The following is a 14,894-nucleotide window of genomic DNA, read 5'->3' as shown; positions in this document are numbered from 1 at the left end:
CCCGCCTGTACGAGGAGAGCCGGCGCCGGGAGATGTGGCTGCAGGCCTCGGCGGAGGTGACCACCAGCCTGCTGTCGGGAGCCGAACCGGATCAGGTTCTCACGTTGATCGTGCGCCGGGCGCGGCAGATGGCCGGGGCCGACATCGCGGCGGTCCTGCTGCCGGACGAGACCGGGCGGGTCCTGCGGGCGGTCGTCGCCGACGGCGAGAACCACGAGCGGGTGGTGGACGCGCAGGCCCCGGTCGCCGGGTCCCTGGCGGGCCTGGCGTTCACCGGCGGTGAGCCGGTCACGGTCACCGACCCGGCCGAGACCGAGGTCTCGATCGTGATCGCCGAGTACGCCTCGCTCGGCCCGGTGGCCGCGGTGCCGTTCGGCGCGACGGGGGGCGTGCTGGGCGTGCTGTCGCTGGGCAAGCGTCAGGGTCGCGTCCCGTTCAAACAGGCGGAGGTGCGCACCCTGCACGCCTTCGCCGGTCAGGCCGCGATCGCCCTGGAGCTGGCGGAGAGGCGGACGGACGCCGAGCGGCTGGGGCTGCTGGAGGACCGCGACCGGATCGCCAAGGACCTGCACGACGTGGTGATCCAGCGGCTGTTCGCGGTGGCCATGACGCTGATGAGCACGGTACGGCTCGTCGAGCGGCCCGAGGCCTCGGAAAGGCTGCGCAACGCGATCGACGAGCTGGACGGCACCATCCGGCAGATCCGCTCGACCATCTTCGCCCTGCAGGCCCCCGGCGACGGCGACGCCGGTCTGCGCGCCCAGATCGTGGACCTGGTGGAGGGGGCACGCGCCCACCTCGGCTTCATGCCGGGGCTGACCATGGAGGGACGGCTGGACAGCGAGGTTTCCCCGGAGATCGCCGAGCACCTGCCCGCGGTGCTGCGCGAGGCGCTGTCCAACGTGGTGCGGCACGCCAGGGCCACCAGGGCGGAGGTGTCGGTGGAGCTCGGGAAGGAGCGGCTCGTCGTCACCGTGACGGACGACGGCGTCGGCCTTCCCGCCGACGGCAGGCGCAGCGGCCTGCGTAACCTCCAGAAGCGGGCCGAGAACCTCGGCGGGTCCCTCACCACCGAGACCCCGGAACGAGGCGGCACCCGGCTGGTCTGGAGCGTCCCGCTCGCCCCGAAGGGGAACGGCTCGCGGGACGCCGGGTGACCCCGGCGGCACCGGCCCCGCCCTCGCCGGTCGGAGACGAGGCTCCCGCCGGCCGGCGAGGAGGTCTTCGCCGGTCGGGGCTGGAGTCCTCGCAGGTCGGGAACGAAGTCCCGCAGGTGGGGGCGGGACCTTCGCCGGTCAGGACGGAACCGTCTCGGGGGAGCGCCGTCGGTTTCGTCGCCGCCTCCGCGCGGCCGTACGGCGTCAGGGGGCGTGCCGGATGCGGCGGCCGGTGATCTCGGCGGGGACGATCGTGACGTACAGCTCGCGGTCGCCGCCCGCCCAGGCCTGGACACCGGAGGCCGCCGCGGCGGCCTGCTCATCGTCGGAGGAGACGTGGTGGGCGCCGCCCCTGACGAGCACGCTCCAGCCCGCGCGACCGGCCTCGTCGATCCGGTCGACCTCGAAGCCGATCTTGAGCTCCACGTCCCGGACACCCGTGCGCAGCGCGCCGTCGAGCGGCCCGCCGAAAGCGGTGCGGAAGACGATCGCGCCCTCGCGCAGGGCGTAGTTGACCGGCAGGATCGCCGGTCCTCCGGGATCGTTGAAGGCCACCCGGCCCACCCCGCCGGGGGAGAGCAGCCGCAGGCACTCCTGCTCCGTCAGCTTCTCCAGCACGGAACCGGCGGCGGGGCGGCCGCGACCGGGCGGCAGGTCCGCCGTCGCGCCCAGCAACTCCTCGACGCCGACCTCCAGGGCGGACGCCAGGTGACTCACGGTCTCCGCCGACGGCGAGGCCGCCCTCTCCTCCAGGTATTCCACGTACCCGATGTCGATCCCGGCCCTGCCGGCCAGCTGCTCGCGGCTCAGGCCCAGGGACTCGCGCAGCCGGGCCACCCGCCTGCCCAGGTCACCGGGGGTCGCTATGCGTTCGGTCATGACATCTCCCAACAGAAGGTCGCGGACGGCTCCATTCCACTCCGGCGACGGCTCGGGGAGCAGGGGCCGAGGTCCCCGGAAGGCGGGCCTTTCGTCCGCCTCTAGAAGCCCAGGTCGCTCAGTCCCGGATGGTCGTCCGGGCGGCGTCCCAGGAGCCAGTGATACCTGCGGTCCGCCTCCGCGATCGGAAGGTCGTTGATGGACGCGTGCCTCGCGCGCATCAGCCCCTCCTCGTCGAACTCCCAGTTCTCGTTGCCGTAGGAGCGGAACCAGTTGCCGGAGTCGTCGTGGCACTCGTAGGCGAAACGCACGGCGATGCGGTTCCCGTCGAACGCCCACAGCTCCTTGATGAGCCGGTACTCCAGCTCCCTGTCCCATTTGCGGCGGAGAAACGCGATGATCGCGTCCCGCCCGTCGACGAACTCCGCGCGGTTCCTCCAGTGGGAGTCCGTCGTGTAGGACAGCGCCACCTTCTCCGGGTCGCGGGTGTTCCAGCCGTCCTCCGCCAGCCGGACCTTCGTGACGGCGCTCTCCTGGGTGAAGGGCGGGACCGGAGGACGTGTCATGTCATCACCTCCGTGGTCGTGCTTCGGGCGGGCCGCCTTCGTGCACGGTACGGAACCCGTGGTTCGCGTACGTATGCCGCTGCGCGTGTTTGACGGTTTCCTGAGGTGGTGGCGTCCTCCCATTGGGCCGTGACGTGACGGGACGTGACGTGAGCGTGTCACCGGCCGGGGAGTGCGGCAGGCTTGTCGTGGGCGCGCGGCGGGCTGGGCGCGCGTCTCCGGGACAGCCGTCGCCACCTCGGTTAGGTTAGGCTAACTTGAAGCGCGTGTCTCCTCCCGCAAAGAGCGCGTACCTCTCCAAAAGGCTCGCCGGTCTGGGCCTGCTCGCTGTTCTGCTGCTGCTCGCCGTGCTGGCGAGCGTCGTGATCGGTGCCAAGCAGATCCCGCTGGACCAGGCCCTGTCCGGGGTCTTCTCCCCGGACGGTTCGGAGAACGCCCTGATCATCCAGGAGTTGCGGCTGCCGCGCACGCTGCTGGGGGTGACCGTCGGGGCGGCGCTCGGCCTGGCGGGCGCGCTCATGCAGGCGCTGACCCGCAACCCCCTGGCCGAACCCGGCCTGCTCGGCGTCAACGGCGGCGCCGCGATGGCGGTCGTGACGGTGATCGGCCTGTTCCGGGTGGACGACGTCCTCGTCTACGTGTGGGCGGCGTTCCTCGGGGCCGCCGGGGCCGCGCTGCTGGTCTACCTGATCGGGTCGCGCGGCCGTTCCGGCGCCACCCCCGCGCGGCTGGTCCTGGCCGGTGCCGGGATCAACGCGGTGTTCAGCTCGCTGACGGCGGGGATGATGCTGCTCAGCCCGCGCAGTTTCAACAGCTTCCGTTTCTGGCAGGTGGGCTCGCTGTCCGGGCGCGACCTCGGCGTCTTCCTGCAGATCGGGCCGTTCCTGCTGGCCGGGACGGTGCTGGCGCTCTGCCTGGCGCGCCCGCTCAACGCCCTGGCCCTGGGGGAGGACACCGGACGGGCGCTGGGTGCCCGGCCGGGCCGGACCCGCGCGCTGGGGGCGCTCGCGGTCGTGGTGCTGTGCGGTTCCGCCACGGCGGCGGTGGGGCCGATCGCGTTCGTCGGGCTCGCGGTGCCCTTCGTGGTCCGGGCGCTGGTGGGGCCCGACCAGCGCTGGGTGCTCCCGTACTCGCTGCTGCTGGCGCCGGTACTGATGCTCGCCGCCGACGTCGCGGGACGGGTGGTCGCGGCGCCCGGCGAGCTGGAGACGGGCATCGTCACCGCGTTCCTCGGCGCTCCCCTCCTGGCCCTGATGGTCCGTCGCGGAAGGGTTCCCCAGCTTTGACGTCCACCGCCCGCCTGAAGGCGGGGGATTCCAACGCCACTTACCCCATGAGGAGGAGGTCGCGTTGAGGTTCACGGTTCGCCGGCTCCGGAAATCCGGAGCCTCCCCGTGCAGCCACCGCATGCCCTGCGGCAGTGTCGCGAACGTTTTTGGCCGCGTTCACGTCGGCGTTGGCCCGGTGCCCGCAGGCGACGCACAGGAAGAGAGCTTGGCTCTCGCGGCTCTCCCTGGCGAGGTGCTTGCAGGTGTTGCAGGTCTGCGACGTGTAACGCGGGTCGATCTTCTGAACGCGTCCCGGGGCTTTTTGCTCCAGCCGGGCCACGAGCTGACCCCAACCCGCGGCGAGGATGCCCCGGTTCAGGCCCGCTTTTTGGCGGATGTTCCTCCCGGGCGCTTCAAGGGTGCCCTTGGCCGACCGCGTCATGTTGGCGATCTTCAGGTCCTCAACCGCGATGACGTCGAAACGGCGCGCGAGATCAGTGGAGGTCTTCTCGACCCAGTCTTTGCGCCGGTCGGCCTCACGCGCCTTCAGCTTCGCGATGGCGGCCTTGACCTTGCTCCGCCGGTTCGACCCCCGCTGAGCACGGGCGAGCTTCCTCTGAAGCGTGAGCAGCCGCTCCTTCTCGGTGTCGCGCAGGGTGGGCGCGTTCAGCAACTCGCCCGTGGACAGCGCCGCCGACACGGCCACGCCCCGGTCCACGCCGACGACCTCACCCGAACCGGGTGCGGGGACCGGCTCAGGGATCGCGGTGAACGCCACATGCCAACGGCCCGCCCGATCACGGGTGACGCGGTAGGACTTCACGCCTTCGGGGATGGGACGCGACCAGCGCAACCGTACCCACCCCACCTTGGGGATCTTCACCTCGCCGACGTTACGCGACAGGCGGCGCACGTCACCGGGTTTGACCGCGACGATACGGAACCCCTCACCCTGCCCGCGTTTACGCCACGTCGGACGGCGATGGGTTTTGCCGAAGAAGTTCGCCATCGCCTGGTGGAAGTCCTTGAGGGCTTGCTGCTGGACGATGATCGACCCGCCGCGCAGCCACTCGAACTCGGCGCGCGCTTCGGTGAGCTGTCGGCACTGCTCAGCGAATCCCGGCGCGGACGTACGGCCCGGCTTCCAGTGGGCGTGCTGCTCAACCGCGAGGTTCCACACGAACCGGGCGTGCCCGCAGTGCTCGGCCAACGCCTGCTCTTGGGCAGGCGAAGGCTGAAGCCGGAAGCGGGACACGTCGATCAACCTACCGAAGCCCACCGACAAAATCCGGAGACCCTCATGCGCGACCGTTTCGCGTTTCCTCCCCGCTCTGAAGGACTCCGTTGCCCAATTCGTTTTCGGTCCTCGCGGCCTGCGTGTTCGGCACTGAATAACGATGCCGGACGTCGCCCAGCCGTAATTGGGCAACGGAGTCCTGAAGGACGGGGCATCCACGCTGTAGGTGCTCGGTGAGCGTGAGTCGTGTCCTGCGTCTCGGGACGATGTCCCTGCGGTGGGAGCCGCGCGTCGTCGCGGTGTGCGCCGTACTGGTGGCCGTCGCGCTGGGGGCGGCCGTGTCCGTGGTCGGCAGCGGTGACTTCCCCGTCTCCGTCGGCGAGGTGCTGGGAGCGCTGACCGGGCAGGGGGACCGGGCCACGGAGTTCATCGTGCTCACGTTGCGCCTGCCCAGGGCGCTCACCGGCCTGCTCGCCGGTGCGGCGCTCGGCCTGAGCGGGGCGATCTTCCAGAGCGTCACGCGCAACCCGCTGGGCAGCCCCGACATCATCGGGTTCACCACGGGGTCGGCCACCGGCGCGCTGCTGCAGATCCTCATCGTCGGCGGCGGCACCGCCGCCATCGCGGCCAGCTCCGTCGGCGGCGCGGTGCTGACCGCGCTCGCCGTCTACCTGGTCGCCTACCGGGGCGGGGTGCACGGCTACCGGCTCGTCCTGGTCGGGGTCGCCGCGGCCGCGATGCTGGAGGCGTTCAACTCCTATCTCGTCACCCGCGCCGAGCTGCGCGAGGCGTACGAGGCGGCGTTCTGGCTCACCGGCAGCCTGAACGGCAGGGGCTGGGACCACGCGTGGCCGCTCGCCCTGGCGATGGCCGTGCTCGTACCGGTCGCGCTGGCCTTCGGGGGGCGGCTGCGCATGGGCGAGCTCGGGGACGACGCGGCCCAGGCGCTCGGCGTGCCGGTCCAGCGGACGCGGGCCGCGCTCGTGGTGGTCGGGGTGGCGCTGGTGGCGGTGGCGACCGCGGCGGTGGGGCCGGTCCCGTTCGTCGCGCTGGCCGCGCCGCAGCTGGCGCGCGGGCTCACCGGCAGGCCCGGTACGCAGCTCGTGCCGGCCGCGCTGACGGGCGCGGCGCTGCTCGTGGTCAGCGACCTGGTGACGCTGCGCCTGCCGGTCGCGCTGCCGGTCGGCGTGGTCACCGGGGTGCTGGGCGGCGTCTACCTGGTCTGGCTGCTGTCGACCGAGGGGAGGAGGGGACGGGCGTGAGGACCCGCGCCTTGAGGTGACGGTGTCGACCGAGCGGATGAGAGGGCGTGAGCGGCCCCGCGTTCCGCGGGGACGATGTCGATTGAGGGGCCGTTTGTCCGGGATCGCCTGAGGTGTCATGAGACGCGCGTTGACGCCCGAACGCTCCTAAATTAGGTTAGCCTTACCTGACTTAAGGGGAGCTCTGTGCTGACCAGGGAAGAACTGCACCGTTCGCTGACAGAACTGCTCGGGGAGCAGGTAGAGGCGCACGAAAACCTCATCGAGCTGGGCATGGACTCGATCCAGTTGATGGGGCTCACCGGCCGCCTGCGCCGCCTCGGCGTCGAGGTCGGTTTCGCGGAACTCGCGAAGCGGCCCACGCTGGCCGAGTGGTGGGAACTGCTCACCGAGCGCGGCGCCCTCGCGCCACAGCCGGTCGCGAGCGCAAGCCCCGGCCCTGTCGCCGACCTTGCCGCCGGCTTCGTTTCCGACCCCGTTTCCGTTTCCGGACCTGTCGCCGACTCCGGCTCCGACCCTGTTTCCGTTTCCGGCCCCGGCTCCGTTTCTGACTCCACCCCGGGCACCGGCCCCGGTCCCGAGGGCGCCGATTCCGAGCGGGGATACGCGGAGCCGGACAGGCCGTTCCCGCTCGCGCTCATGCAGCACGCCTACTGGATCGGCCGTGACTCCGGCCAGTCGCTCGGCTCCGTCGCCGCGCACCTCTACGTGGAACTCGACGGCCGCGAGATCGACCCCGCCCGGCTGGAGGCGGCCGTCGTGGCGCTCGTCGAGCGGCATCCGATGCTGCGGGCCGCGATCTCCGACGACGGCACCCAGCGCATCCTGCCGGAGCGGCCGGGACCCGCCGTCGCGGTGCACGACCTGCGCGCCGTACCGGATCCCGGCGAGGAGCTGGAACGGCTACGCGCCGAGATGTCCACCCAGCGCCTCCCCATCGAGACGGGCCGGGTCTTCGACATGAGGCTGAGCCTGCTGCCGTCCGGTGCGGCGCGGCTGCACCTGGACGTCGACATGGTCGCCGCCGACGCGATGAGCTACCGCACGATGCTGGCCGACCTCGCGGCGCTGTACGAGGGCGAGAGCCTGCCGCCGATCGGTTACAGCTACGCGCGCTATCTCGCCGCCGACCCGCGCGCCGAGGCCCGCGCCCGCGACCGGAGCTGGTGGGGCGAGCGGCTCGGCGAGCTGTCCGGGCCGCCCGAGCTGCCGGTCGTTCCGCAGCCGGGCGACCGGGTCGTCCGCAAGCACCACTGGCTCGCCCCCGAGGACAAACAGCGGCTGATCGCCCGCGCCCACCGGGAGGGCGTCACCCCGGCGATGGCGCTCGCCGCCGTCTTCGCCGAGGTGATGGGCGCCTGGTCGGCGACCCCGCGCTTCCTGCTGAACCTGCCGCTGTTCCACCGCGAGCCGATCCACCCCGACGTGGACGCCCTGGTCGGCGACTTCACCGGTTCCGTACTGCTGGAGGCCGACCTGTCGCGGGAGCTGCCGTTCACCGAGCGCGCCCGCGAGCTGCAGGCGCTGCTGCACACGGCCGGAGAGCACAGCGACTACTCCGGCCTGGAGGTGCTGCGCGACCTGTCGCGGGCGCGGGGCGAGCAGGTGCTCGCGCCGATCGTCTACACCAGCGCGCTCAACCTCGGAGAGCTGTTCGGCGACCGGGCGCGGCGCAGCTTCGGAGAGCCGGAGTGGATCATCTCCCAGGGGCCGCAGGTGCTGCTCGACGCCCAGGTCACCGAGGTCTCCGGCGGGCTGCTGCTGAACTGGGACGTGCGCGATCCCGCGTTCCCCGAGGGCGTCGCCGACGCGATGTTCGCCGCCTACACGGGCGCGATCACCCGTCTGGGCGCGCCGGACGCCGACTGGGCCGAACCGCTGCGGATCGGCGCCTCGCCGCACCAGTTGCGCCTGCGGCACGAGCTCAACGCCCAGCCCGCGCTGCCCGCGCGGACGCTGCACGAGGAGTTCTTCGCGCGGGCCCGGCGCACCCCCGACCTCCCGGCGCTGCACTGGGGCACCGGCACCGGCACCGGCACCGGCACCGGCACCGGCACCGGCACCGGAGCGGGTGACACGGGCGACATGGGCGACACGGGTGACGGCGGCGGCACGCTCACGTACGGCGAGCTGGCCGACCGTGCCCTGCGCGTCGCCGCCCACCTCGTGGAGCGGGGGGTGCGGCCGGGAGACCGGGTCTCCGTCGAGCTGCCCAAGGGGCACGACCAGGCCGTGGCGGTGCTCGGTGTGCTGGCGGCCGGGGCCGCGTACGTGCCAGTCGGGGCGGGGCAGCCCGCCGCCCGGCGGGAGAGGATCCTCAAGACGGCCGGGGTCGCGGTCTCGCTCACCTCGGCCGTGACGCACCCCGCGCCGTTGGACGGGCCGGTGCCCGTCCCACCCGGCCAGGTCGGCTACGTGCTGTTCACCTCGGGCTCCACCGGGGAGCCCAAGGGCGTCGAGGTCTCGCACCGGGCCGCGATGAACACGATCGGCGACCTGGTCGAGCGGTTCGCGATCGGCGAGGCGGACGTGTCGCTCGCCGTGTCGGCCCTCGACTTCGACCTGTCGGTGTTCGACCTGTTCGCGCTCTGGTCGCGCGGGGGCGCCGTGGCGATCCCCCTGGAGGACGACCGGCGCGACGCCACCCGCTGGGCCGAACTGGCCGAGCGCTGGTCGGTGACCGTGCTGAACTGCGTTCCCTCGGTGCTGGAGATGCTGTTGCGGGCCGGCCCCGTGCCCAGCCTGCGGCTGGTCCTGCTCGGCGGCGACTGGGTCGGCACGCACCTGCCCGCGCTGCTGCGGGAACGCTCGCCGGCGGCCAGGTTCGTCGCGCTCGGCGGTACGACGGAGACCGCCATCCACTCGACCGTCATCGAGGTCGACGGTGAGGTGCCCGCCGACTGGACGGCGGTCCCGTACGGCGTCCCGCTGCGCGGGGTGGCGTGCCGGGTCGTGGACGAGGCCGGGCGCGACCGTCCCGACTGGGTGCAGGGCGAGCTGTGGATCGGCGGGGCGGGTGTCGCGGACGGCTACTGCGGCGACGCCGAGCGCACCGCCGACCGGTTCGTCGTCCACGAGGGCACCCGCTGGTACCGGACCGGGGACATGGCCAGGTACCGCCCCGACGGCACGCTGGAGTTCCTCGGGCGGCGCGACCACCAGGTGAAGGTGCGCGGGTTCCGGATCGAGCTCGGCGAGGTCGAGACCGCGCTGGAGAACCACCCCCGGGTGCGCCGCGCCGTCGGCCTGCTCGCCGGCTCGCGGCTGGCCGCCGCGGTCGTGCTCGCCGAGGAGGCGGGGGAGAGCAGGGCGGAGGAGACCGGGACGGAGGAGCTGCTCGCCCACGTACGGGAGCTGCTGCCCCCGCACATGGTCCCCGACCTGCTGGTGACCCTGGACGCGCTGCCGCTCACCGCGAACAACAAGGTGGACCGCAAGGCGCTCGTCGCCCTCGTCGCCGCGGCGGACGGGGAGACGGGCGCGCCCTACACCGCCCCGGGCAGCGCGCTGGAGCGGGTGCTGGCCCGGGTCGTCGGCGAGGTGCTCGGCGTGCCGAGGGTCGGCGCGCACGACGACATCTTCGCGCTCGGCGGCGACTCGGTGCTGGCCACCACCGTCATCGCGCGGCTGCGTGAGGCCCTGGACACCTCCTCGCTCCCGCTGCGGGCGCTGTTCACCGAGCGGACCGTGTCGCGCGTCGCCCACCGGTTCACCGAGGTGGAGGAGACACCCGGCAGGCTGGAGGCGGTCGCCGAGATCTGGCTCATGGTCGAGGGCATGTCCGAGGACGAGCTCACCGAGCGCCTGGGGGCCGGGGAGCCCGGCTAGCGGCCGCTCCGGGCGGCCCGACGTTCCCGGCGGGGCGCGGCCGCCGTGGGCGCGACGGTCTCGCCGGTGCGGGCCGCCCGGGACGCGGACCTCCGGTCCGGGATTCCCCCCGCTCGCGGGCGGAGGGAATCCCGGACCGTCTCGTGGTCCGCCACGGGGTGCGGGGGAGCCGGCGGGGCGGGGGTCGTCAGCGCACGGGGGCGAGCCTCAGCACCGCCTTGGTGCGGGAGAGCGACACCACTCGTATGCCGATGCCGTTGACCGACCCCGTCGAACGCGGGCCGAGCACCGCCTGCGAGGTCACGCCGGGCCCGGTGGCCCGCACCCGCACGGAGGTCCGGGTGAAGGAGACGGACAGCCGGGTGACGCCGAACCGGGGGCTGACCCGGAACCGCACCGCCTTCGAGAGGGTGAGCTTGCACCTCCCGTCGTAGCAGGCGCGGAAGTTCGGTCTGGCCGCGCTCGCCGCCGGGGCGGCGGCCGAGACCGGTGTGGGGGCGGCCGTTCGTGTCTGCGCCGGTGCCAGGCCGGAGTGCGCCGGTGCGGTGCCGCCGGTCAGGGCGGCGAGCAGCAGGAGGGCGACGGTCGTCTGAGCCATGTTCTCCCTCTCGTTCCTCCGGACTCCTCCCGGGGCGGGCGACGGTCCGCCGGCCGGGCGTCGTCGGTGGTCGTACGTCGACATGGGTGTGACGGGTTTGCTGTCGCTCCTCACCATCTGACAGAGACGGTCGTTTTTCCAGCCGTTTACTCACACGGCCTCCGCCGGTCTCACCGGGCCCGTCTCGACGATGGGCCCCGGGGCCGGGGGGTCAGACCTCCTGCGGATCGGCCTCCAGGGTCGCGCCGCGCAGGCCGGTGAGGGTGAGGGCGAGGGCCAGGGCGAGGGCCGCGCTGGCCGCGCCGTACACGACGATCGCGGTGCCGGGCGCCAGGTAGCGGCCGAGCGTGCCCGCGCCGAGCGCGCCGACGGCCTCGCCGCCGGTCTCCTGGGCGGCCCACAGCGCGTTCACCCGGCCGAGGTAGCCGTCGGGGGTGTGCGCCTGGATGAGGCCGTAGCGGAGGATCTCCTCGATGGACGCGACGAGGCCGTACCCGAAGAGGATCGCGACGGCGAGCGCGGGGTGGGTCGCCAGCCCGAGGCAGGCGAGGAGCGCGAAGCCGCAGACCGACGCGACGAGCAGCGCCCGGCCCGGCGCGCGGGAGCGCCCGGCCCAGCCGCTGGTGACCGAGCCGAGCACCGCGCCGCAGGCGGGCGCGGCGTAGAGCAGGCCGATCGTGGCCGGGCCGCCGCCCAGCTGCAAGGTCGCGAACGCGGGCATGAGCACCGGGATGCCGCCCGCCACCATGTACAGCAGGCCGAGCAGCATGAGGGAGCCGACCACGCGGTGCGAGGCGACGAACCGCAACCCGGAGGCGATCGCCCGCAGCGGGTTCTCCGTGACCTGGGCGACCGGTTCCAGGGCGGGCAGCCTCGTCAGCAGGCCGAGGGTGGCGAGCGTTCCCGCGGCCGCGGCCGCGTAGTTCCAGCCGACGCCGAACGCCGACACGGTCAGGCCGCCGAGCGCGGGGGAGAGCATCGAGCCGAGCCGTACGGTCAGCGCGTTGATCGCGCCCGCCGCGACCAGCTTGTCCGGGGGGACGAGGGCGGGGGTCGCGGCCAGCAGCGCGGTGACGCTGACGCCGGTCGCGAGCCCGTCCCAGGCGGCGAGCACGTAGATCGCCGCGAGTGAGGGGGAGGGCAGGAAGGCGTTCAGCGTCAGCAGCGCGAAGCCGAGCCCGGCCGCGGTGCGCGCGACCAGCATCAACCGGCGCCGGTCGTGCCGGTCGGCCAGCACGCCGCCCCACAGGAACCCCGCGAGCAGCGCGAAGCCCTCGGCCGAGGAGACCGCGCCGACGTGCACGGTCGAACCGGTCATCGCGTAGACCTGCACGGGCACCGCGACCATCAGCATGCCGATGCCGAAGACCGACACGGTGCGCGCCACGAACACGTCACGGAAGGCCCTGCTGGTCCGGAGCGGGCTGATGTCCATGGCCAGACGGCGCAGCATCTTCGGGGTTCTCCTCGACGGGCGGAGTGGATAAGGTGAGGCTTACCTTAGTTGACCTTAGGGAAAGAGGACAGACCAGTGCAGCGGGTCCTTATGAACGGAAAAATCCACCGTGCCACCGTGACCCAGGCGGACTTGCACTACGTGGGTTCCCTGACGATCGACGCCGAGCTGATGGCCGCCGCCGACATCGTCGAAGGTGAGCAGGTTCACGTCGTCGACATCGACAACGGCGCCCGCCTGGTCACCTACGCGATCGCCGGTGAGGCGGGCAGCGGGGTCATCGGCGTCAACGGCGCGGCGGCCCACCTGGTCCACCCCGGACATCTGGTCATCGTCATCTCGTACGGGAACTTCGACGACGCGGAGGCGCGGGCGCACCGGCCCAGCGTCGTCCACGTGGACGGTGCCAACCGCGTCGTCGCGCTCGGCACCGACCCGGCCGAGCCGGTCGCGGGCGCGGTGGCCCAGATCGCGGGGCGGTGACCCATGGAGGGATTCACCCCCTGGCCGGAGGAGTTCGCGGCGCGTTACCTGGCCGAGGGCTACTGGAGCGACCGGTTGCTCGGTGACGTGCTGCGCGGGGGCGACCCCGGGCGGACCGCGCTCGTGGCCGGGCGGGAACGGCTGACCTACGCCGAGCTGGACCGCCGCGCCGAGCGCGCCGCGGCCGGTTTCGCGCGGCTGGGCATCCGGCGCGGCGACCGCGTCGTGGTGCAGCTGCCCAACACCACCTCCTTCGTCGTCGTCTTCCTCGCCCTGGTCAGGATCGGCGCGGCCCCGGTGCTCGCCCTGCCCGCGCACCGCAGCAGCGAGATCGGCTACCTGTGCGAGCTGAGCGAGGCGAGGGCGTACGTCATCCCCGACGAGTACGGCGGGTTCGACTACCGCGACCTGGCCCGCTCGCTGGCCGTGGAGCACGTCGTGGTGGACGGGGACGCCCAGGAGTTCACCGCCCTGGCGGACCTCGACCCCGACCCCGACCCCGACCTCGGCTCCGATGCCGAGGCCGGTCCCGTGGCGTACGAGCGGCCGGAGCCGGCCGACGTGGGGGTGTTCCTGCTCTCCGGCGGCACCACCGGCCTGCCGAAGCTGATCCCGCGCACCCACCGCGACTACGTCTACAACCTGGAGGCCAGCGCCGAGGTCTGCGGCTTCGACCGCGAGACGGTCTACCTCGTGGTGCTTCCGGTCGCGCACAACTTCGCGCTCGCCTGCCCGGGGGTGCTGGGGGTGTTCGCCAAGGGTGGCACCGTCGTCCTGGCGTCCTCCGGGTCACCCGACGAGGCGTTCCCCCTCATCGAGCGGGAGCGCGCGACGGTGTGCGCGGTGGTGCCGCCCATCGCGCTGCTCTGGCTGGAGGCGGCGTCCTGGTCGGAGGAGGACCTGTCGTCGCTCCGGCTGCTGCAGGTGGGCGGGGCCAAGTTCGCCGCCGAGCGGGCCGCGCAGGTCCCCGGCGTGCTGGGCTGCGCGGTGCAGCAGGTGCTGGGCATGGCCGAGGGCCTGCTCAACTACACCCGGCTGGACGACCCCCGCGAGCTGGTCGACACCACGCAGGGCAGGCCGCTGTCCCCGGCCGACGAGATCCTCGTCGTCGACTCCGACGGTGCCGAGGTCGCCCCCGGCGAGGTCGGCGAGCTGCTCACCCGCGGCCCGTACACCCTGCGCGGTTACTACCGCGCGCCGGAGCACAACGCGCGGTCCTTCACCCCCGACGGCTTCTACCGGACCGGAGACCTGGTGCGGGTGCTCCCCTCCGGCCACCTCGTCGTGGAGGGCCGCGACAAGGACCAGATCAACCGGGGCGGCGACAAGATCTCCGCCGAGGAGCTGGAGAACCACCTGCTGGCCCACCCGGCGGTGCACGACGCCGCCGTGGTCGGCACCCCCGACCCGGTGATGGGGGAGCGGACCTGCGCCTTCCTGATCGTCCGGGACCAGGCGCCGACCCTCAGGGAGATCAAGCAGTTCCTCAAGGAGCGCGGCGTGGCGGGCTACAAGTGGCCCGACCGGATCGAGCTGGTCGAGACCTTCCCCCGCACCCCGGTCGGCAAGATCAGCAAGAAGGAGCTCGCCGCGAGCCTGCGCTGACCTCCCCCAAGGCCGGATCGCCTCCCGGTGATCCGGTTACACCCGGCTCGGCGGGGGGCGGTTCTGCCTTCCTCCGCTACGACCAGGCCTGGCGTGCGGTGGGCCGATCGCCACCGTGGCATCGAAGGGGCCCCGGGGACCAATTGGCCGATCGCAAACGTCGTGAGGGCGGCCCGGGAGGCCGCCCTCACACCTTCAACGTCCAGACTTACAAACAGCGCAACCCGGTCGAACGATGCTTCGGAAAACTCGATCGCATTGGGAATTTTCCTTGAATTCGGCGCCGGCTTCCGAAGCCGATACAAATCTTGAACGCCGGCGACGGCCCTTGCTTACATACTGAGTACCCAAGAGCGGCGCGATACCAGCGGAATGCCGCCCAGGCTCGGGGCCGCTTAATTTCCCCGGCCGGTCGCGAATGGTCAAACCAGGTTCGGGATCGTATCTATGACGCTGTGGTGACGTGGGTCCAGTTGGTGGCGAATGATCCGGTTGGGTAGGTGCGGAGTGTCACGTGGTTGTTGTTGGTGTCGATGGTGCCGATTCCGCCTGATC

At 72.5% G+C, this 14,894-nt stretch carries 11 protein-coding genes; 6 read left to right on the top strand and 5 right to left on the bottom strand.

The window, feature by feature from the left end:
• Positions 1–1,157, top strand: a 1,157-nt coding sequence (locus ACFFRH_RS26715; RefSeq protein WP_386160363.1) for a GAF domain-containing sensor histidine kinase, incomplete at its 5' end; no start/stop codon positions are given.
• Between the two features lie 204 nt (positions 1,158–1,361).
• Here ACFFRH_RS26715 and ACFFRH_RS26710 read toward each other — a convergent pair.
• Both ACFFRH_RS26710 and ACFFRH_RS26705 read right to left on the bottom strand, forming a co-directional pair.
• Positions 1,362–2,036 (bottom strand): pyridoxamine 5'-phosphate oxidase family protein, encoded by a 675-nt coding sequence (locus tag ACFFRH_RS26710; RefSeq protein WP_344744493.1) that lies wholly within the window; start codon positions 2,034–2,036, stop codon positions 1,362–1,364.
• Positions 2,037–2,137: 101 nt separating this feature from the next.
• Complete coding sequence (locus ACFFRH_RS26705; protein ID WP_344744491.1) at positions 2,138–2,602, bottom strand: nuclear transport factor 2 family protein; 465 nt, start codon at positions 2,600–2,602, stop codon at positions 2,138–2,140.
• A 266-nt stretch (positions 2,603–2,868) separates the two neighbouring features.
• Here ACFFRH_RS26705 and ACFFRH_RS26700 point away from each other — a divergent pair, with 266 nt between their 5' ends.
• The gene (locus ACFFRH_RS26700; protein WP_344744489.1) at positions 2,869–3,888 is read left to right on the top strand and encodes a FecCD family ABC transporter permease; all 1,020 of its coding nucleotides are present in this window, start codon (positions 2,869–2,871) and stop codon (positions 3,886–3,888) included.
• Between the two features lie 40 nt (positions 3,889–3,928).
• Here ACFFRH_RS26700 and ACFFRH_RS26695 read toward each other — a convergent pair whose 3' ends face one another.
• Positions 3,929–5,125 (bottom strand): RNA-guided endonuclease InsQ/TnpB family protein, encoded by a 1,197-nt coding sequence (locus ACFFRH_RS26695; RefSeq protein WP_386160381.1) that lies wholly within the window; start codon positions 5,123–5,125, stop codon positions 3,929–3,931.
• A 215-nt stretch (positions 5,126–5,340) separates the two neighbouring features.
• On the opposite strand from ACFFRH_RS26695, the gene ACFFRH_RS26690 reads away from it, so the two are divergent.
• Positions 5,341–6,369, top strand: a complete 1,029-nt coding sequence (locus tag ACFFRH_RS26690; RefSeq protein WP_344744487.1) for a FecCD family ABC transporter permease — start codon at positions 5,341–5,343, stop codon at positions 6,367–6,369.
• A 186-nt stretch (positions 6,370–6,555) separates the two neighbouring features.
• Positions 6,556–10,197, top strand: a complete 3,642-nt coding sequence (locus ACFFRH_RS26685; RefSeq protein ID WP_344744486.1) for a non-ribosomal peptide synthetase — start codon at positions 6,556–6,558, stop codon at positions 10,195–10,197.
• A 187-nt stretch (positions 10,198–10,384) separates the two neighbouring features.
• Here ACFFRH_RS26685 and ACFFRH_RS26680 read toward each other — a convergent pair whose 3' ends face one another.
• Together ACFFRH_RS26680 and entS are read right to left on the bottom strand one after the other, a co-directional pair.
• Complete coding sequence (locus tag ACFFRH_RS26680; RefSeq protein WP_344744484.1) at positions 10,385–10,795, bottom strand: hypothetical protein; 411 nt, start codon at positions 10,793–10,795, stop codon at positions 10,385–10,387.
• A gap of 211 nt (positions 10,796–11,006) precedes the next feature.
• Complete coding sequence (gene entS, locus ACFFRH_RS26675; protein WP_344744483.1) at positions 11,007–12,248, bottom strand: enterobactin transporter EntS; 1,242 nt, start codon at positions 12,246–12,248, stop codon at positions 11,007–11,009.
• A gap of 78 nt (positions 12,249–12,326) precedes the next feature.
• Between entS and panD the strand changes: the two genes are divergently transcribed.
• A complete protein-coding gene (gene panD / locus ACFFRH_RS26670; protein WP_344744482.1) occupies positions 12,327–12,734 on the top strand; it encodes an aspartate 1-decarboxylase in 408 nt (135 codons plus the stop codon).
• A 3-nt stretch (positions 12,735–12,737) separates the two neighbouring features.
• Entirely contained in the window at positions 12,738–14,339 is a 1,602-nt protein-coding gene (locus ACFFRH_RS26665) for a (2,3-dihydroxybenzoyl)adenylate synthase (RefSeq protein ID WP_386160357.1), read from the top strand.
• The last annotated feature ends 555 nt before the right edge of the window (positions 14,340–14,894 follow it).

Source organism: Streptosporangium vulgare (assembly GCF_042428775.1).
GTDB lineage: Bacteria > Actinomycetota > Actinomycetes > Streptosporangiales > Streptosporangiaceae > Streptosporangium > Streptosporangium vulgare.
This window is presented reverse-complemented; position numbering and strand designations above follow the sequence as displayed.

Excerpts from the sequence above, each read along its gene's own strand:
- ACFFRH_RS26710 (WP_344744493.1), bottom strand. The coding sequence starts at position 2,036 with ATGACCGAACGCATAGCGACCCCCGGTGACCTGGGCAGGCGGGTGGCC.
- ACFFRH_RS26705 (WP_344744491.1), bottom strand. The coding sequence starts at position 2,602 with ATGACACGTCCTCCGGTCCCGCCCTTCACCCAGGAGAGCGCCGTCACG.
- ACFFRH_RS26680 (WP_344744484.1), bottom strand. The coding sequence starts at position 10,795 with ATGGCTCAGACGACCGTCGCCCTCCTGCTGCTCGCCGCCCTGACCGGC.
- entS (WP_344744483.1), bottom strand. The coding sequence starts at position 12,248 with ATGCTGCGCCGTCTGGCCATGGACATCAGCCCGCTCCGGACCAGCAGG.
- ACFFRH_RS26665 (WP_386160357.1), top strand. The coding sequence starts at position 12,738 with ATGGAGGGATTCACCCCCTGGCCGGAGGAGTTCGCGGCGCGTTACCTG.